This window comes from Salinibacter altiplanensis, from assembly GCF_002894645.1.
Taxonomy (GTDB): Bacteria; Bacteroidota; Rhodothermia; order Rhodothermales; family Salinibacteraceae; genus Salinibacter; species Salinibacter altiplanensis.
This window is the reverse complement of record NZ_NCQY01000002.1, coordinates 185149-203643: the sequence shown is the minus strand read 5'-3', so window position 1 is coordinate 203643 and position 18495 is coordinate 185149. Positions and strand designations below refer to the sequence as shown.

Annotated in this window: 15 protein-coding genes; 8 read left to right on the top strand and 7 right to left on the bottom strand. The window is 64.2% G+C overall.

What is annotated here, in order from left to right; translation table 11 throughout:
- The first annotated feature begins 14 nt into the window (after nt 1-14).
- Nucleotides 15-3515 carry a DNA polymerase III subunit alpha gene (gene dnaE, locus B7R93_RS00970; RefSeq protein ID WP_103018982.1) on the top strand — a complete coding sequence of 1167 codons (3501 nt, stop codon included), beginning with the start codon at nt 15-17 and terminating at the stop codon, nt 3513-3515.
- 134 nt (nt 3516-3649) lie between these two features.
- Here dnaE and B7R93_RS00965 read toward each other — a convergent pair whose 3' ends face one another.
- From B7R93_RS00965 to B7R93_RS00955, 3 genes are all read right to left on the bottom strand, one after another.
- On the bottom strand, nt 3650-3961 hold the full coding sequence (locus tag B7R93_RS00965) for a hypothetical protein (RefSeq protein WP_232797878.1): 312 nt from the start codon (nt 3959-3961) through the stop codon (nt 3650-3652).
- Between the two features lie 123 nt (nt 3962-4084).
- Nucleotides 4085-5755, bottom strand: a complete 1671-nt coding sequence (locus B7R93_RS00960) for a hypothetical protein (protein WP_103018980.1) — start codon at nt 5753-5755, stop codon at nt 4085-4087.
- Nucleotides 5756-5760: 5 nt separating this feature from the next.
- Nucleotides 5761-7158 carry a BamA/TamA family outer membrane protein gene (locus tag B7R93_RS00955; protein WP_103019195.1) on the bottom strand — a complete coding sequence of 466 codons (1398 nt, stop codon included), beginning with the start codon at nt 7156-7158 and terminating at the stop codon, nt 5761-5763.
- Between the two features lie 350 nt (nt 7159-7508).
- Between B7R93_RS00955 and B7R93_RS00950 the strand changes: the two genes are divergently transcribed.
- The 5 genes from B7R93_RS00950 (at nt 7509) to B7R93_RS00930 (ending at nt 12171) form a co-directional block, all read left to right on the top strand.
- On the top strand, nt 7509-8249 hold the full coding sequence (locus B7R93_RS00950) for a type 1 glutamine amidotransferase (protein ID WP_103018979.1): 741 nt from the start codon (nt 7509-7511) through the stop codon (nt 8247-8249).
- A 19-nt stretch (nt 8250-8268) separates the two neighbouring features.
- Nucleotides 8269-8733 carry an SWIM zinc finger family protein gene (locus B7R93_RS00945; protein ID WP_103018978.1) on the top strand — a complete coding sequence of 155 codons (465 nt, stop codon included), beginning with the start codon at nt 8269-8271 and terminating at the stop codon, nt 8731-8733.
- Between the two features lie 424 nt (nt 8734-9157).
- On the top strand, nt 9158-9487 hold the full coding sequence (locus tag B7R93_RS00940; RefSeq protein WP_103018977.1) for a Smr/MutS family protein: 330 nt from the start codon (nt 9158-9160) through the stop codon (nt 9485-9487).
- Nucleotides 9488-9588: 101 nt separating this feature from the next.
- Nucleotides 9589-10287, top strand: coding sequence for a gamma-glutamyl-gamma-aminobutyrate hydrolase family protein (locus tag B7R93_RS00935; RefSeq protein WP_103018976.1), 699 nt, complete (start codon nt 9589-9591; stop codon nt 10285-10287).
- A 45-nt stretch (nt 10288-10332) separates the two neighbouring features.
- Nucleotides 10333-12171 (top strand): hypothetical protein, encoded by a 1839-nt coding sequence (locus B7R93_RS00930; protein ID WP_103018975.1) that lies wholly within the window; start codon nt 10333-10335, stop codon nt 12169-12171.
- 38 nt (nt 12172-12209) lie between these two features.
- On the opposite strand, the gene dnaG is transcribed toward B7R93_RS00930, so the two are convergent.
- Together dnaG and B7R93_RS15105 are read right to left on the bottom strand one after the other, a co-directional pair.
- On the bottom strand, nt 12210-14171 hold the full coding sequence (gene dnaG, locus B7R93_RS00925) for a DNA primase (protein WP_103018974.1): 1962 nt from the start codon (nt 14169-14171) through the stop codon (nt 12210-12212).
- 68 nt (nt 14172-14239) lie between these two features.
- The gene (locus B7R93_RS15105) at nt 14240-14398 is read right to left on the bottom strand and encodes a hypothetical protein (RefSeq protein WP_157942142.1); all 159 of its coding nucleotides are present in this window, start codon (nt 14396-14398) and stop codon (nt 14240-14242) included.
- Nucleotides 14399-14582: 184 nt separating this feature from the next.
- Between B7R93_RS15105 and B7R93_RS00920 the strand changes: the two genes are divergently transcribed.
- Nucleotides 14583-15425 carry a 2,3,4,5-tetrahydropyridine-2,6-dicarboxylate N-succinyltransferase gene (locus tag B7R93_RS00920; protein ID WP_103018973.1) on the top strand — a complete coding sequence of 281 codons (843 nt, stop codon included), beginning with the start codon at nt 14583-14585 and terminating at the stop codon, nt 15423-15425.
- A 137-nt stretch (nt 15426-15562) separates the two neighbouring features.
- Here the strand turns inward: B7R93_RS00920 and B7R93_RS00915 are convergent, their stop codons facing one another.
- Together B7R93_RS00915 and B7R93_RS00905 are read right to left on the bottom strand one after the other, a co-directional pair.
- A complete protein-coding gene (locus B7R93_RS00915; RefSeq protein WP_103018972.1) occupies nt 15563-15763 on the bottom strand; it encodes a hypothetical protein in 201 nt (66 codons plus the stop codon).
- A gap of 1045 nt (nt 15764-16808) precedes the next feature.
- Complete coding sequence (locus B7R93_RS00905) at nt 16809-17018, bottom strand: cold-shock protein (RefSeq protein WP_103018970.1); 210 nt, start codon at nt 17016-17018, stop codon at nt 16809-16811.
- 268 nt (nt 17019-17286) lie between these two features.
- Here B7R93_RS00905 and B7R93_RS00900 point away from each other — a divergent pair, with 268 nt between their 5' ends.
- Nucleotides 17287-18489: a TolB-like translocation protein gene (locus tag B7R93_RS00900; protein ID WP_103018969.1), complete on the top strand. Its 1203-nt coding sequence runs from the start codon at nt 17287-17289 to the stop codon at nt 18487-18489.
- The last annotated feature ends 6 nt before the right edge of the window (nt 18490-18495 follow it).

Sequence of the window (18495 nt, the reverse complement as noted above, 5' to 3'; positions counted from 1 at the left end):
CGCCTCGCGCTCGTATGCCCAATTTTTCCCACCTCCACTGCCACACGCAGTACTCTCTGCTCGACGGTGCCGCCGGCATCGACAATCTCATCGAAAGCGCCGAGCGCCGCGACATTCCGGCCGTCGCCATCACCGACCACGGCAATCTCTACGGCGTTCCCGAGTTCTACACCACAGCGAAGAACTCCGACGTCCAGCCGATCATCGGGTGCGAGTTCTACCTGACGCCGAGCGGCATCCAGGACCAGTCCGACCCCACCCGGTACCACCAGGTGCTTCTGGCAAAAAGCCAGACCGGCTACGAGAACCTGATGCAGCTCTCCTCTACCTCCTTCCTGGAGGGCTTCTACTACAAGCCGCGCATCGACCTCTCCCTGCTGCGCGAGCACCACGAGGGCCTCGTGGCCACCACCTGCTGTCTGCAGGGCCAGGTGCCGCAGATGATCCTGAACGAGGGCGAGGCGGCGGCCCGCCAGAAATTCGAGGAGTACCTCGACATCTTCGGGGACGACTACTACATCGAGATCCAGGACCACGACATCGACGACCAGCACACCGTCAACGAGGTGCTGCTGCGGTGGGCCAAGGAATACGACGTGGAGGTGCTGGCCACCAACGACGTCCACTACGTCAACCAGCAGGACCACGAGGCGCAGGACATCCTGCTCTGCCTGCAGACGGGGGACGACTACAACGACCCCAACCGGATGCGCTTCAGCAACGACCAGTTTTACCTGAAGGACTCGGAGGGCATGACGGAGGCCCTCACGGGCATCCCCGAGGAGTTTCAGCGCGAGGCGCTCGTCAACACCAACAAGGTGGCCGACAAGTGCTCATTCGACCTTCCGATGGGGGACCTGTTGATGCCCCACTACCCCATTCCGGACGGGTTTGAAGGCATGGACGCGTACCTTCGCCACCTCGCGTTCGAGCGGGCGAAGGAGCGCTACGGGGATCCGCTGCCGCAAACGGTCGTCGACCGGCTCAACCACGAGCTCGGCATTATCGCCGATGAAGGATACTCCGGCTACTTCCTCATCGTCCAGGACTTCACGGACGCGGCCCGCGAGCTCGACGTCCGTGTGGGGCCGGGGCGCGGCTCCGCCGCCGGAAGCTGCGTGAGCTACTGCCTCGGCATCACCAACGTGGACCCGCTCGAGTACGACCTGCTCTTCGAGCGCTTCCTGAACCCGGAGCGCGTATCGATGCCGGACATCGACATCGACTTCGACGACCGGGGCCGCGAGAAGGTGATCGACTACGTGGTGGAGAAGTACGGGCAGGAAAACGTGTGCCAGATCGTCACCTTCGGCACCATGGGCGCGAAGACCGCGGTGCGCGACGTGTCGCGCGTGCTGGACATTCCGCTGGACCGCGCCGACGAAATCGCCAAGATGATCCCCGACGGGCCGGGCGTGGACCTTGACCAGGCCCTTGACCAGAACCCCGACTTCCGCGCGCTCAAGGACGCGGACAACCCTGAGGTCCGCGAGATGATGCAGTACGCCGAGGTACTGGAGGGATCGGTGCGGCACACCGGGGTCCACGCCGCCGGGGTCATCATCGCGCCCGGCGAGATCAGCGACTACGTGCCCGTCTCCGTCGCCAAGAGCAAGGGCGAGGAGGTCGTCACGACCCAGTACGACGGCGACTGGGTGGAGGAGTTTGGGCTGCTGAAGATGGACTTCCTCGGCCTCAAGACACTCACGCTCATCGAGGACGCCGTCGAGCTCGTCGAGGACACCCGCGACGTGGACCTCAACATCGACGACATTCCGCTCGACGACGAGGACACGTTCGAGCTCTTCCAGCGCGGCGATACGGTCTCGATTTTCCAGTTCGAGTCGACCGGCATGCGGGAGCACCTCCGCACCCTGAAGCCGACGGAGATCGGCGACCTGATCGCCATGAACGCGCTCTACCGGCCGGGGCCGATGGAAAACATTCCCACCTACGTGGCCCGCAAGCACGGGCGGGAGGAGGTGGAGTACCCGCATCCGCTACTGGAGGACATTCTGGAGCCGACCTACGGCATCGCCGTCTTTCAGGAACAGGTGATGCAGATGGCCCGCGAGCTGGCCGGCTTCTCCCTCGGTGAGGCGGACATCCTGCGCCGCGCGATGGGCAAGAAGAAGGAAAAGCTCATGCGCAAGCAGCGGGAGAAGTTCATCCAGGGATGCAAGGCGGAGAACGACATCCCGGAGGACGAGGCGGACGAGCTCTTCGACATCATCAACGAATTCGCCGGGTACGGCTTCAACAAATCACACTCGGCCGCCTACTCGCTGGTCGCCTACCGCACGGCCTACCTGAAGGCCCACTACCCGCCGGAGTTTATGGCGGCGGCGATGACCAACGAGATGGACAACACCGACAAGTTGTCCAAGGTGTTGGAGGAGGCCCGGAGCATGGGCCTGGAGGTCCTCCCTCCCTCCATCAACCGCAGCCAGTCGCGCTTCACCGTGGAGCAGGGCCCGGACGGCGCGTACCGCGTCCGCTTCGGCCTCGCGGCCATCAAGAACGCGGGCGAGAAGGCGATCCATGCCCTGATTGAGGCCCGGGCGGAACACGGGCCCTTCGACTCGATCTTCGACCTCACGAAGAACGTGGACCTGGGCACGGTCAACAAGCGCACGCTGGAGGCGCTCACCCAGGCCGGGGCGCTCGACGACCTGGAGGGCCACCGCGCGCAGCTCATGGAGATCATGGACAAGGCCGTGCGCTATGGCCAAAAGGTGCAGCACGACCGCATGGCTGGCCAGAACTCGCTCTTCGGCAACGGCGACGCGGGCACCGAAGCGATGCAGCCCGGCCTGCCGGACGCGGAAACCTGGGCGAAGTCGCAGCGCCTGAAAGAGGAGCACGAGGTGCTGGGCTTTTACGTCTCCGGCCATCCGCTCGACGAATACCGCGCGGAGGCCGACGCCTTCGCGACCGCCCACTTCGGCGAGCCGGACCAGCTCGAGCAGGTGATCGAGCAGGCCGCCGGGGGCGACGGCCGCAACCGGGGACCCGTCCGCACCTTCTGCGGCATCGTCACCGACGTGGACCGCAACACCACGAAGTCCGGCAAGCCCATCGCGTTCGCTACGATCGAGGACTTTACGGGCCAGGGCGAAATGGTGATTTTCTCCAGCATCCTCGACCGCGTGCAGCCCTACCTGGAGGTCGACAACGTCATCCTCGCAAAAGGCAACGTGGAGGTGCGCGGCGGCACCGTAAAAGTGCTCGCCAAGGACATCACCCCCATGTGGAAGGTCCGCGAGCAGATGGTGAGCGAAGTGATCCTCACCGTGGACCTCGACCAGGTGATGCCCGACGACCTTCAGACCTTTCAGCGGCTCTGCGAGCGAACCGAGGGGAGCTGCACCCTTTATTTCGACGTGGACGCCCCTGAGCTTCGGGGCCAGGAGCGCCTCCGCAGCCGCGCCTACGTCGTGGAGCCAACCGCCGAGTTCATGCGCGGGGCCCAGCGCATCTTTGGCCCCGACAACATCGCATTAAAGGGAAACTGAGCCCCCGTTCGCCCTGCACACGGCGTTCGTCCGGGCCATCAGAAAAGGCACCCCGCGCCCCTTCGATACAGAGGACGCCGGGGTTGTTGGGCGAGGGCATCACATGCCATCACATCTCGGCACCAGGCGGTGGCTTACTCCAAGAGGGTAACCGACGTCGGGATCGGCTGCTCCCCAGCCTCCGTGACCTCCACGCGCACCTTCCGGTCGGCGTTCAGAGAGTCGAAGGGCATCTCCAGAAAGTTCTTTAGCACCTGTGTCGTGTCCGTGAAGGCAAGCTCCATGGTTCCCTCGTCCGGCACCTCAACGTGCACTTCGCGCTCTTCGGCGTCTATCTCAGTAATGGTTCCATTGTAAGCATCCGTCTCCATTGGGGAATCCTCCGCACTTCCACACCCCACGACGATAAGCAAAATAGGTACGACCCAGGCCTTTGCAAGCGACATAACGTTTTTCCTTTTTATTCGGAGAGAAAAACTGTCGTTCATTATTGTGTATTGTTAGGAGAAATTCAATTTTTGTGCCCATTTAGGGGCTTTGTCTTCCCCTTCCACGTCACGCGGGCCCGGTTAAGGCACCTGCACCGCGGCGGTGTCCGCACGTTCAACCCCGACCACGCGTCGACGCAGTCGCCCCCCGGGCGACGCCCGGCCCTGCTTGGTCTGGCGCACAAAGACCTGGGTTGTGCCCGCCCGGGGCGTCACCAGGGTGGCGCGGAGGTAGGGCGGAGAGTAGTTGGGAATGGGCAGCGATGCCCGGGCTGAAGACGTACGCGTCAGGACCGACCCCACCTTCTTCGCTCGGTTGTCGTACGCTCGCCATTCGACAGTCCGCTGCAGGGTATCGGGGACCTGCCCGTGTGCCGCCCGAAGGTCCTCAAAGGTGAGGCGTCCGGACTGGACGGCAAATCGGTCGAGGCCGTCCCCCCAGTCCAGAAACACCCGCCCGATGGCATTTCGTCGTGCACGGAGCGTTTGAACCATGTGGTGGGCGACATCCTGCGAAGAGTAGTTCGCCGTTCTCACGATGGTACGCAATTCCTCCCGCGAGAAATTCTGAATCTTCTTCGCGGCCCAGAATGCGTCGGCAGGGGTGGCGCTCTGGAACGCAAGGTTGGGCCATTCGGGACGCCACGTGCGTGGATCAAACCCGTTCGCGCCGTACCGACCAACGGTCGAGTCGCTGAGGAGCCCTGTCTCTGCCCATTCTCCACCACTCAGCCCGAGCGTCCCGATGCGCTCGAACACACGGCCCAGTTCCAGCACGTGCTCGTGTCCCGACCACGCCGGTTTCGGGGCGGCCCCGCCACTGCCGAGCGTAAGGTGCAGGTCCGTCAAATAGTGCCGCACAAACCGACGTCCTTCCACCGTCACCCCGACATCGAGCGTATGGCGGGAACGGAGCGCGCTGTGGTGAATCCACGCCGCAACGACCCGAAGGCCCCGGAGCTCACGTCGGTCTTCGTGCGGGAACACATCGTTCCCGTCGTCCGCCCGGGTTCCGTTGAACTGAAACGGACCGATGCGACGTTCGACGTCTGGAATTCGGGTCACGAGGGCCCGATACGTACCGTCCGGGCGTTGGGCGGCCGATGCGAGAAGGCTGTCCACTCGGGACTGCGTGACCCCACGGTCCGGTGCCGGCACCAAGCGCCCGGCCCGCGTGCGACGCAGCCAATGCTGGGGCACGTTGTAGCCGAGCGCATGCAGCAGACGGCTGCTGATCATGGCGGCGCCCGTTGCCATCTCCGGATGGGCCGGCGCGTCAAAGAGAATGCGATATGTCCGGCCGGTGGTGTCCCGGATGACGGCACGCGGAAGCTCCCCCGTCGTCAACAGGTCTACCACGCGCCATGTCGATTGGCGCGACGGCCCAGGCTCTTGGTTCGGCCCCCGTTGAAGGGCCGCCGACGACATGGACGACCGGTAGTGCCGGTTGGTATACCAGGAGGAGTTCGGGACCCCTCCCACGGTGTTGATGTTTTGCGCCGGCCCGGCGTCGTCGCCCGGCCCCCCGAAGCTGCGCTTAAAAAATTCCAAGGGCCCAATCCCGTGCGCCGACGGCGTTGGCGTCGGGAAGGGCATGTCCATGCGATCGGGGTCGTGCCACAGCGGATCATCCGACAGAAACCGCTGCGCGACCGCGGGCGACAGTCCCCCCATGAAGACCAACAGACCCAGCAGAGCACCTGCACACCGGCCCTGCACCCCTCGTGTCAACCCGGAGAGCGTGCCGTGCATGGTGGCTAAAAGAGAGAGCCCAAGTCAAGGTGCAGTTCCCATCCTTCTTGTCCCCGGGCCACGTCGACGCGCCCCAGCGTTTTGCCTTCGTTCTTGATTCGAAATCCAAGCCCGTACCCGACCCGCGGATCCGCAAAATGTACCTCCCGAAAGGTGCGAAACACGTGCCCCGCGTCGGCAAAGACCGCCATGTCGATCCAGTGCCAGATCTGGCATCGCACCTCTGCGTTTGCCAGGAGCACGTTCCGGTCGCGGAATCGCCCCGACGGATATCCCCGGAGCGACCGTGCCCCCCCCACCGATTGCAACCGATAGAACGGCACGCGTCCATCCCCCGAGTGGGTTACCGACGCGAACTGGCGAAAGGAAAAGCCGTGGAGCAATCCTTCGCTGATCGGCATAAACTCCCGAACGTCGAGCGTGAAGCGGGTGAAGTCAACGTCTTGTCCCCGCATGCTCACGTTGTGTGTCACCTCGGAGGCCAGGTAGAACCCACGGGACGCGTCGAGCGACACCCCTCGCAGTCGCGGCTTTGTTGGGGCAAAGCGGTGTCCAAACGCGCGAGTATACGGGGCGTCCCGGACATCAAGCTCGAAGAACGCCCCGAGCATCAGATAGTCCATGTCGGTTCCCACGCCCGGAAGCGTCGCCCCAAACTGCTCCGCCACCGTCGGCCGGTCGCCCCGCCCGGTTCCGTAGCGGTTCGCCTGATACGAAAGGTGTCCCCCAAGAAGCACGCTGGACCGAGGCGCCCATCCCAGCAGCCCCCCCACTACACCCTGATTCAGGCGGAAGCCGGCCTCCGTATCGACTCGGCTATCGGCCCCAACCCCGTAGAAGCCCTCCCGGGGGCGATGGTGGTACCGAGCGTACGCGTACCCCATGTAGGGTTCAGAAACCGTGCCGAAGCGCGCCCCCGCCCCATAGTAGCCACGGAGACTTCCGAGGACCTCTGCCTCGGCGAGGCGCCCCTCTCCCGTCCAAAACGCCGGTGCGTAGAGCACCCCGGCCGTCGTCCCGGCATCTCCGTCGAGTCCTCCGAAGACGGGGTGGAAGTCAGCGACCTCCAACTGGGGCACATCAAGAATCAGGCGATGAGGCACGACGGCGCCCCCAATGTTGGTCACGAACGACGTTGCCCGCTGGACAAAGGTCGGGCCGTGCTCCTCCATCGACTGGGCCTTTCGACGACGCACCTCACGCCACCGGCCCGCGCGACTGGTATCGCGCCCCTCTCTCCGGCCCGAAGTCGAGTCGGCAACCGCCCCCCTCCGCTCCGGCTGGGTGGTTGTCTGACCACGCGCCTTCTGTTCCGCGGGAAAAGGCCCGAGAACTGCACTCACCGCAAGTGCCCCCCCAAGAACAACGACGCGACCGATGATTCCGTAGTCTGCAATGGGCATGCGGAGGAGAAAGGCGAAAACCATCGACGCAGCAGCCTCAAAATGCAGGGACTGACACGAGCAGTCCTATAGAAAGTTTTCACGACCGAACAGGACCGAAGGTTGGGGGCTCGGGCCTCTCCGGGCTCTACAATCTCTCTTCGGCGGGGAGGCGAGACACAGTCTCCCGCCCGCGCTTTTCTGGGTAATAACTCTATGACTCCCCTGGGGAAAAGACGCTACGGACGAGCCCGCTTTTAATCAAGGCGTCTCTCGTCCAATTCGGGCCCCTCTGGCGTTGGTGGACGGAACGCACTTCGTTCTCGGCGGTGATCTGCATGAGGATCCGTTGAACAAACGAGCCTTCCCGGATGCACCTTGCCTTGATCGACGCGTCACTCGGCACCCCCCATGCCCAGCGCAACTTTGACCGGGAAGTAGACGCCTCCCTGACCGTCTACAACGCCAACGAAGGAGAGATGCCTCCGCCCATCGGTGCCCCCGCGCCGGATCACACGGACAGCGAGGCCGCCCGGTCGTTTGACGGAGCCATTATTAGTGGCTCACAGTCGTCCGTCTACGACAGCCATCGTCCCTGGATACAAGAGTTGAGCCGGTGGGTGGAAGGAGCCATTTCCGATGGCCTGCCCATTCTCGGGGTCTGCTGGGGCCACCAGCTTCTTGCTCAGATTTTGGGGGGGACCGTGCGGGGCGGCAGCTATGAGTTGGGCTACGTCGAGGTCCAGCAGGAGAAGGACGACCCGATCTGGAATGGGCTCCCGGCTCCCTTCACCGCCTTCGCCACCCACTCCGACCACGTGGTGAAGATGCCGTCCGACGCCCACCTCCTGGCCTCCAACGAGACGGGCGTGCAGGCGCTTCGCTACGAGCAGGTGTACGGCGTGCAGTTCCACCCGGAGTACGACCTGGAGACCGCCAAGGCCATGATCCGCTCGAAGGATCTGCCGGAGCGCACGGTCCAGCGCGCCCTCGACACCTGTACAGACGCCAACGTGGACGCCACCGGGGCTACCACACACATTTTTGACAACTTCCTCCGTCACGTGGCCGCCACCGCCTCCACGGCGCCCTCCTCTGCCCCAAACGCCTAACTTCGGTCTCCTTTTTGCCATGGCTACTTTTTCCCTCACGGAAGACCAGCTTCGGGAGCACACCACCGGCGGGTCCTTCGAGCGCGGCCAACAGTATCTGCAGGACGGGGCCGTGCGGGCTGTAGAGCTGATCGACGATCACACCCTGAAGGCGAAGGTGCAGGGCAGTGACGTGCATCCCTACGTGGTGACCGTCCAGGTCGATGCCGACACGGTCACGGCCGTTGAGTGCACGTGCCCGTACCACGAAGGCTCCTGGTGCAAACACGTCGTCGCCACGTTGCTGAAGGTGCTTGAGGAGGACGAACCGCTACCAAAGTCAACCCCCGCCGCAGTCGCCGATCTCGTGGAGAGCCTCCCCCAAGAGGACCTTGTCTCTCTCATAAAGCACCTGGTCGAGCACAATCCGCGTCTCCTGAGCCAGGTCGAACGAGAACACGCCCGTCTGACTGGAGAGCCCGTACAATCCGACAGGCCTGTGTAGCGGGCTGTCAGCCCTCAATCCCCACCTTCCCAGTACCAACCTCAAAATTCAGAGGCGGGCCGCTCGGGGCAACGCGGCAGACATCGAATGCCGAGGACACATGTACTCGTGCATTTGCGCTTGGCACTGCAGGCCTTCCTCCGGTCGGAGCCCCGAGACACAAATTGAAACAGGTTCCTCCCCTCAACGACACAGGGACGCACAGTGGGGCCCGTCTTTCACTCTGGGCCTCCCCACTGGACAGAGACAGGCGATAGGATCGCAGGACGCCTTCCCACCACGCCCCAACTGGTTTCTCGACGGCTCCGGGTGACGTCCTGGTCTCTTGCCTCCAGCACGCATCGGGCCCCCACCCTTTCACGGAATCTCTTTCCGGCCCGGAAGGTATTACACATGCATTGCATCGCCCCCCACCCTGAGGCCCATGGCGACGCCCACGCTCGACGACGACGGTTCCACAGTCACGCTCGACCTGCACGGCCTGTCGGTCGACGAGGCCCTCGACGTCACCTACAGCACACTCCGCCTCGCCGAGGACCGTGGGCGGAACCGACTCAAGGTGATCCACGGCTCGTCCACCACGCAGGGCCAGCGCCGCACCATCAAGAGCGCCCTGCACGACCAGCTCGACCGCGGGCCCCTCGGCTCCCACGCGACGAACGTCATTCGCTCCCGCGACACCCTGACGCTGGCCCTCGACCTGACCACGCGCTCCGATCCAACCCCCATCACGCGTCGCGACGTGCGGCCCTGAGCCCTGGCTCAACCGGCCTTCTCGGTCCTTCGCCCGGATGCCTTCGACGTTTCCCCCACAGACCCGCCCCTGCCGTTTCCACTGCCTACCTCAAGACGCCCATGGCTGCTCACATTGGCATCACGACCTCCCATGCGGACGGGGCTCAACGTCTCGATCGTCGGTACACGACGGCCATTGAAGACGCCGGCGGCGTTCCTATGCCAGTTCCCCTCACCGAGTCGGACCGGACGGTCGAAGCGACGCTGGGCTGCATCGACGGGCTCGTGGTGCCGGGCGGCCCGGCGGTCACCGAGGGCCTCACCGGCCCGCTCCCCGAAGAGCTTGATGCCCTTTCCCCGTTGCGGGCCACGTCGGACCGCCGCTGGATCGAGGCCTGTGCACAGGCCGGACGGCCCATCCTCGGGATCTGCTACGGCATGCAGCGCCTCAACGCCCTGGCAGGCGGCACCATCTACGGGGACGTGGAGGCCGAGCGCGACGGCGCACAGACGCACAGCCAAAAACGAGGCGGCACAACGCACTCGGTGTCCCTGCAGCCCTCTTCCCACCTGCGCCGGTGGCTCGGCACCGAGACGCTGACCGTCAATACCCGTCACCTCCAGGCCATCGCAACGGTTGGAAAGGGATTTTCGGTAGCGGCCACGGCCCCAGACGGCGTGGTCGAGGCAATCGAACACGAGAACGGCCGTCTGTTTGGGGTTCAGTTTCACCCCGAACGCATGGGCTCCGTAACACATTCCCTCTTCCAATCATTTCTGGATCGGGTCCGAAGGGCATCTGTCCCTTCCTCCGCCTGACTCTCCACGCCCTCGCGGCTCATCGGTTTTTACGAGTGTACTACCATGCAGCTCTCCTTTTGGCCGGACCCCTCCAGCAACGGCAGCGAGCCTTCTCCCTCGGGGGCCGACCAGCTGATCCGTCGTCTGTCGGCAGTCATGCTGGGCGGCGCGACACTGCTCGTCGTTCTGAGTGCGATCGCCCCGCCCTCGCCCGGACAGTCCTCTCTGTTCTCCGACATTCCACTTCTCTCCCCCACGCCCCCTCAGGACTCCTCCTCTTCGGACACAGGCGCCTCCTCGGCCTTGACGGACCGGTTCTCTCATCCGTCGACAAAGCTGGCCCCCTACTTCACCCCGTCTGCCTCCCTCTCAACGACCCGCAATCCGGAGCTCCTCCGGCAGTTTCACACCCTTCTTGACCAGTACGTCCACCGGCAGGCCCACGACGACAACTTTTCCATTCGGGTCATCGACCGCCGGACGGACGACGTACTGGAGCGGTTTGCGCTGACGGAGCTCCGGGCAGCGTACGACGACGGAGCGTCTGTGGACTGGGCGACTGTCGACGAGCAGCGCCGCACGGCCATGGACCGGCTCGTGGACAAGTACGAACGCCGCGGCGTGCCCCTCGACGACATCATCGTCCGCTGGGGGCGGGCCAATCAGGTGCGGGCCGCCCACGAGCGCGATCGGGGGGCTCGGGCCTACGAGCGCCGGCTCGCCGAGCACCTCGGGCTGAGCCTACTCGCCACGGAGATCGGAACCGTCGAAACCTTCAATCAGGACCACCTTGTGTCGACGGCAGGGGCCGTCAGCCGCTATCAGATGCTGCCCTGGATTCTGCGCCGAGGCGGCGTGACCGACTACACGCTCCCGACCGAGGCCGCCCCCTGGGTCCGGGTTCGAGAGGAACGCAATCCCCTGCTCGTGCTGGAGCCTGCGTTTTTGTTGCTTCGTGGCTACGTCAACGCCGTGGGGCACGAGCTTCCCGGCCTCTCGGCCTACCACGCCGGGCCCGGCAACATCTTCAAACTGTATCGCAGGTTTTACACCTCGGACCGCTTCACCGCCTCCTCCACTGTGGCGGACGCCTATGCCTGGGCCGTTACGGAGGGCTTCGAGACCGTGCGGGAGGGCTCCACCTTTGGGGGCGACTCACGAGGGTATGTGCCCGCCGCGTACGGGGCCCTCATGGCCCGTGACGACCGGGCGGTGGAGCAGCCGTCCCTCCGCGCGGTCCGCGTACAGGTACGCCCGGGCACCTCAGTGACACTTCGACAACTGCTCGCCCCCCTCGACTCGACGGCTCGGCCGCTCGATTGGGGACCGGCCGCCGACACGGCCCGGACGACATATGATCGTTTTCGTGCGCTGAATCCCCACATCGACCTGCCGCCCGCCCCCAGCGGCTCTGTTCCGGAGGCCGGCAACGTCCGCTTCGTTTCCGCCGTCGATGGCAAGGCCGTGCGCTTCTTCCTTCCGCTCGGAGCACCCGATGTCCTCCGTGCCGCAGGGATCAGTGCCCTCGACTCGACCGCCACGTTCCGCTACGACGACTCCGCCTACGCAGGGCCGGGTCCGGATCAGGTAACTCGTTGGGACCAGCAGTACGAGGCGCTCGTCGATGACATTGCCCACTTCGGCTTCACTGAGGACGCCCGCGCCCGGCTGCTTCGCCTCCACGACCGCTTCGAGACCCTAGCCGAGCAGCGACCGACGCGATACCGCCGCCGCCAACTTCGGATCATTAGCACCCATCGGCGGCTCTGGATGTCCAATCCCTGGCAGGAGCTGGCCGACGCGACGGCCCGGGCCACGGGCCAGATGAAGATCAAGGGGCGTCCTCCCGACCTCTCTCCCACGGTCCCAGCAGTCCCCGACACGCTCCGGCCACGTCCGTAGCCTCTCGGGGCGGCGGTCACCTCGCCCCATGGCGACGGTCAGTCGTCGAGAAACGCCCCACGCTTGATGCCCTTCCGAAGCTCTTGTAGCGACATCATTTTCTGCTGAAGGCGCTGCACCTGTTCGTCCGCCCCCTGTTGACTGGCCTGGTACATCCGCTCGCGAACCGCCTCGATCGCCTCGTCGGCGCGGTCCATCTTCAAAAATTTCATTGCGCTTCGGGCCGCATCGTAGGGGCGGTCGTTCAGGTGGGGAACCGGGATGTCTTCTTTCTGGGCCCAGTGCTCGGAGGCTTCATGCTCGTCCATCATCACCGACGCGCCGAGTTGTTGAAGCGTCTCCCCGCACTCGCCGTTCAGAATCTGTTGGGGCTGCACGTTGCCCTCCTCGTACATCTTGGCGAGGGCTCGGGCGAGCGCACGAGGCCCCCCCTCCGAAAACTCGTCCAGTGACATGTGGCCCAGTACGAGCTCCACCATGCGGCGTCCATTTTCGAGCATGAGGCGAAACAGCACCCGCTCCTCCGGAAGCAGCGCAGGGCCGGACGTCGTCTCGTTTGCGGTGTCCGGGGACGGGGACGATGCGTCGCCGCGGGTCGGTGGGGCCGCCTCGTTCTCGGCGGAGGGAGCCTCCTCAGACTGCTTCTGCTGACGCTTTTGCTCCCGCGTTCGCCGCCGCTGGGCCCGGCGCTCCAGCTGCTCTCGCTCCTCCTCCAGCATGCGAAACAGATCCGAGTCCGGCACGCCTGTCACCTCGCTCGTATGGGCGACGTATTCCCGCCGTAGGTTCGCGTCCGGAATCTGGGCAACCGACTCGATGATGCCACGCTGCACGTCGACCCGGTCTTCCGGGGCGTCGAGACTCCCGTTGCGACGGGCGCGCTGATAGGCAAACGACGGGAGGTCCTGCCGGTGCTCCTGCACGTGCTCGGAAAAGACATCGCCTCCATGCTCCTGCACGTACTCGTCCGGGTCGTCCCCCTCGGGCAACTCCACGGCATAGGCCCCCAGGCCCGCCGCCAGCACGCGCTCCATGCCCCGCAGGGCCGCCCGCTCTCCCGCCTCGTCGGCGTCGTAGAGCATCACCGCCCGCTTGGCGTACCGGTCGAGCACGCCAATCTGCTGTTCGGTAAGGGCCGTGCCGCTGGAGGCCACGACATTGTCCACCCCGGCCTGTGACAGGCTGATCACGTCCGTGTACCCCTCCACGAGCAACACCTCGTCGGTCGTGCGGATCGCCTGCTTGGCCTGGTTCAGCCCGTAGAGCACCTCCTTCTTGTGGTAGACCTCCGTCTCCGGCGAGTTGATGTACTTCGGCTGGTCGCGCTCGTCGTCGGGATCGAGGATGCGCCCGGCGAAGGCCAGCACCTTGCCGATGTGGGAGAAGATGGGAAAGATGATGCGGCCCCGGTAGCGGTCGTAGTACCCACTCCCGTCGTTGCGCTCGATGATGAGCCCCGCCTTTTCGAGCGTCTCCAGGGCGATCTGCTCCTCCTCCGCAGTCGTCAACAGGGCATCCCACTCGTCGGGGGCGTAGCCGAGCCCGAACTGCTTGATGGTCTCTGGGGCGAAGCCCCGACGGCGAAGATAGTCGAGCGCGGGACGTCCCCGGTCGGACTGTGTGAGCTGACGGTAAAAGAAGCGGGCCGCAAAGCGCAGGGCGTGCAGAATGGATTCGCGCTCGCTGGCCGCATCGGGATCGGTCTCTTCCTCCGGCAGCGGAATGCCGTACCGGTCGGCCAACATCCGCACACTTTCCAAAAAGCCAACCCCCTCGATTTCTTGAATGAATTTGAAGGCATCCCCCCCGTTTTGGCAACCAAAGCAGTAGTAGAGGTTCTGGTCCGGATCGACCCCGAAGGAGGGGGTGTCCTCGTTGTGGAATGGACACAGCCCCATGTACCGCGACCCGCTTTGCTTCAACTGGACGTAGTCTTCCGCCACCTCCACGAGGTCAGTCGCGGTGCGGACCTCCTCAATTTTTTCGTCCGGGATGGGCATGGCTAGGGAAGCGCCTTGCAGCAGACACGACGCATATGTGTATCAGATGTGCGCCCCAGAGTTCATTCCTACGCATATCGCCCTCCCCCTCCCACGGCTTCATTCTGCACGCGATGGGCCTGCTCCTGCTCCCCCTCGACCGGTCCCACGTCAGGCTGATCGGCACACTGGCACGAGGTGAGGCTGGCACAGAGGAGGAGGGTCACAAATACGAGCGGTCGTTTCATGGACAGCGGGAAAGTTGGAACAACATGAGCACACGATGCCCTCGTCCCAGAAGGAGCGAGGATACTCTGCACGAAAAATGCTACGGGGGACGGGTTTACAATGTGTCCGCCGCTTCGGAGCTTCACGGTGGCTGTCTGCGTTGTTTCCTCCTCCCTTGTTTCCGCACACACTGGTTTTCGACCCATGACCGACCTACCGGACCGCATCGAATCGTTGGTGGCACAATCCAAGGAGCCGTCGGGCGTAGATCGCGGCGCAGCCGGCGACGCCGTGGCCGATCTCGTACAGGCCCTGAATGCCGGCGAAGTCCGTGCCGCCACCCCCACCGAGGATGGCACATGGCACGCCAACGAATGGGTCAAAAAAGGCATTCTTTTGGGCTTCCGCATCGGACAGACGGTCGACCATTCGAGCGACCGGTTCCCGTTTTATGACAAACACACGTTCCCGGTCAAGCCACTCCGAAAGGCCGACGATGTACGACTCGTTCCGGGCGGCTCGGCAATCCGGACCGGGGCGTACGTGGCCCCTGGCGTGGTCTGCATGCCCCCAATGTACGTGAACGTGGGGGCGTACGTTGACGCGGAGACCATGATTGACTCCCACGCCCTGGTGGGAAGCTGTGCCCAGATCGGAAAGCGCGTGCATCTCTCCGCCTCGGCGCAGGTCGGCGGCGTGCTGGAGCCCGTGCACGCAACCCCAGTCATCGTGGAGGACGATGTCTTCGTGGGGGGCAACGCGGGGATCTACGAGGGCTGCATCGTGCGGACGGGAGCCGTCCTGGCCGCGGGGGCCACACTCACCTCTTCTACCCGACTGTACGACCTCGTGGAGGAGACGGTGCACACTGCCTCCGATGAGAACCCGCTGGAGGTGCCCGAGAATGCCGTGGTCGTGCCGGGCTCCCGGTCCGTCGACTCCGCCTTCGGGGACGAGCACGGCCTTTCCCTCTCGACCCCCGTTATCGTCAAGTACCGCGACGCCGACACCGACGCCGCCACGGCCCTGGAGGACACGCTCCGGTAGCCTCACGGGACCCTTCCTTCCGCCGACGGGGCCCTGCATCTCAAAGTCCTGCGTGCACAATGAATGGGTCTGCCCCCACCGGCCCTTGTCGTTCTCCCAGGCAGATGAGCAGTCGGATGCCCCCCGTCCCTGCAATCTCACTGGCGCGCAAGCGAAAACCCGGCGTGGGTCATCACCTCGCCCAGCTTTTGCTCCAGCTTGTCGCTCTCTACGATCGTAAGCTCGGTGCCACGCCGAACCTTCGAGAGGAGCGTATGCTTGTTGATGCCTTCAATCTCGTCGGCCAACGCCGAAATCTTCAGATAGGGCTTCAAGGCCTGCAGTTCGTTGATCGTCATGTTGGACGGAGCGGGTGAGCTATCTTTCACTCAAAATGGGCAATACATAGTCGTTTGAGTTTTTCATGTTTCAATTTGAACACGATAAGGGCGCTGGAAACTTCAAAGTTCGGTGAGGAACATAATTCACCCCATCGGATAAGTTATTGTGCAGACGGACACAATATATGTCACCGTAGCACCGACAAGCGCTCTTTATGAAAAACGCTTCTTCTCCTCTTCGATCTTCCTTCCGGCGCGACACAAATGCTCGACGCTCCAGCCCGCCTGTTCATGCGCACCACGTGCACGACCTGGAGGCAGCCCTCGGCGCGTCAATCGGACACAATTTTGATTTCTTGAGTCGTCGGTTCCGAGACGTACAGTCGCTCTCGCCGTCCCAATCGTCCTCAACGTAGGTTCGCAGGTAGGGGCACATCCCCAAACAGCCCCCCTCGGAATGGGGCTGCGCGGAGCGAGGTACTCACCGGACGATGTGCGGCGCCGGAGGCCCGCGACGAAGCTCCTGTACTTACATCGCTCCACGACGCTCAACGCCCAGGTGTTCATCTCCCACGATAATCTATGATTGGGCGAGCTACGTAGGTCCGCCGTGCGCCGACCAGGGCTCCACAGATTCGTGACGTACAGCCCGCCGGTTCCGGCCCGCGAGGAGCAGGTGGGTGGGGAAAAACTACTCGCCTGTCAGGTCCCGCGGACGCGGCTGTGCTCCATCGGGAAGTAATTGATGCACAGAGCCTCTGTGCCCCCGCAGAAGAATGCGCGGTCGGGGTCGCCGCAGCGGTGCGCAGTAGGATGCTCCATGGCCGCTGTCCTACGGAGCCCCCAACAGGACTTCTGGGGGGTTTGGGGCAGACCCACGTGCTCTCCCTCCTCCAATCCGCATTTTCTCTTCGTCGCGCCCCAGGCCTCCCGCCTCTCCGTTACACGTGTCTCCCTGAGCCTTTTCGCACTGAGCCTTTTTGCACAACGCTCCACTCGGGTCTACAAACAAAAATGCCCCTGAGCAAAACGCTCAGGGGCATCCGAATGGACCGGGCCGAGCTTACCACTCGGGCTCGGTAAGGGGCTCGATGTCGACGGCGTTTAGCCCTTTCTCCGTCTCCTCAATCTCAAACTCAAGACGATCGCCTTCTTCCAGGTCTTCGTCGGGCACCTCGCTGTGGTGGAGGAAGACATCATCCTCCCCATTGTCGGGCTCAACGAATCCATATCCTTCGGCGGGGCTAAACCACTTGACGGTTCCTGTCTCCATAACTCAGTTGGGATCTTCTCATGTTCGCGTTCAGCGGACCTCCGATTCCCTCTCCACAGGGGAAAAGGACCCGGAATTTTATTCACAATGGTCTTCTATGCGACCTCTCCCCACTTGTTCTGCGGCCATGTGGAACGCTTTTGGAACGCCCCCGCGATCCGGGAACCAATCCGGCAGGGATCGAGCCCCCGAGGATTTGTCTGTCCTTCACGGGTCGCCCTCCTAGGTTTTTGTGCAGCCGCGGTTTTTCCCAAGCAGTCTCTTGTTCATGCACGACTCGTCAGTCGCATCTCGGGGCCTCGTTCTGCTCGTACTCATGGGCGTGTTGGGCGTCGGGGCCGGATGCTCATCCTCGCAGTCGCCCGGCCCGACAACCAAGACGGACGAACCAGCGTCTCGCTCCGGCCCAGCCCTCTCCCTGCTGTACACGACTCCAACCGACAGCCTGATGCTCCACGATGCGCGGGATGAGCGAAGACGGCTCCTGGTCGCCGGGGCCACGGCCAAGCCTCCCCGGGCAGTGTCGCCGTCTGGCCGCTACCTTGCCTTCAGCTACGCCACGGCCGACTCGTCTCATCTTGCGCTGCTGGATCTGACGACGCAACAAATGCAGCGCGTGCACGCTGTGGCCGGAAGGGCCGTCACCTATTCTCTGGCTTGGCACCCCGACCAGGATCGCCTCGCCGTCGGTCACTACCGCCCCACCGACAATGGCGGACGGGGGCCCGGCGGTGTTCGAATCGCTTCCCCCGACGGCACGACCCGAGACGTGGGCTGTAGCAGCGTCCGCGAGGTGCTCCACTGGCTCCCGGATGGGTCTCTGTCCGCTCGCACCGACGACACGTTGTACGCGGTGGACCCGGCGGACTGTGCCACCCAGATGTCCCTCGATATTCGCCGCATGCACTTCATCCGCCACGCCTCTACCGGCCAACAGATGGCCTACATCCACCGGGAACTTGAGTACGATCGGGACCGCGGGGAGTATGTGCCCGACTCATCGTTCGTCCTGAGCGACCCCGGGGGCGGCGATGCCGAAACACTGTTTGGGGACGAGCGCCGGGCCCGCCACCACCGGTGGGCGCCGGCCGCACACGACGTGGCCCTTGACGTACGGGTCGAAGCGTCCGGCCATCGACAGGTGGTCGTCTACGACGGCTCACGGCCCACCTTCCTCGTCGCCCCCGACCAGACGACGGGCGATCAGGTGCATCCCCGATGGTCGCCGTCCGGCAACCGCCTCGCCTTCACCCTACGGACTGGCTCCACTCAACAAGCCGCCGTGCGCATGCAGGGACAGACCCGACGCCTCGGCAAGGTGGACGGAGCAGTATGGGGCTGGCTTGACGATCGCTCGGTGGTGGTGCCGGGCCCAGACTCTGTGCGCGTCCAGTCCTTGGATGGCACGACCCGCTACACACATCCCGCGCCCGAGACACTTCTCCACGCATGGCGCCGTCCTGCCTCGTAGGGCCCA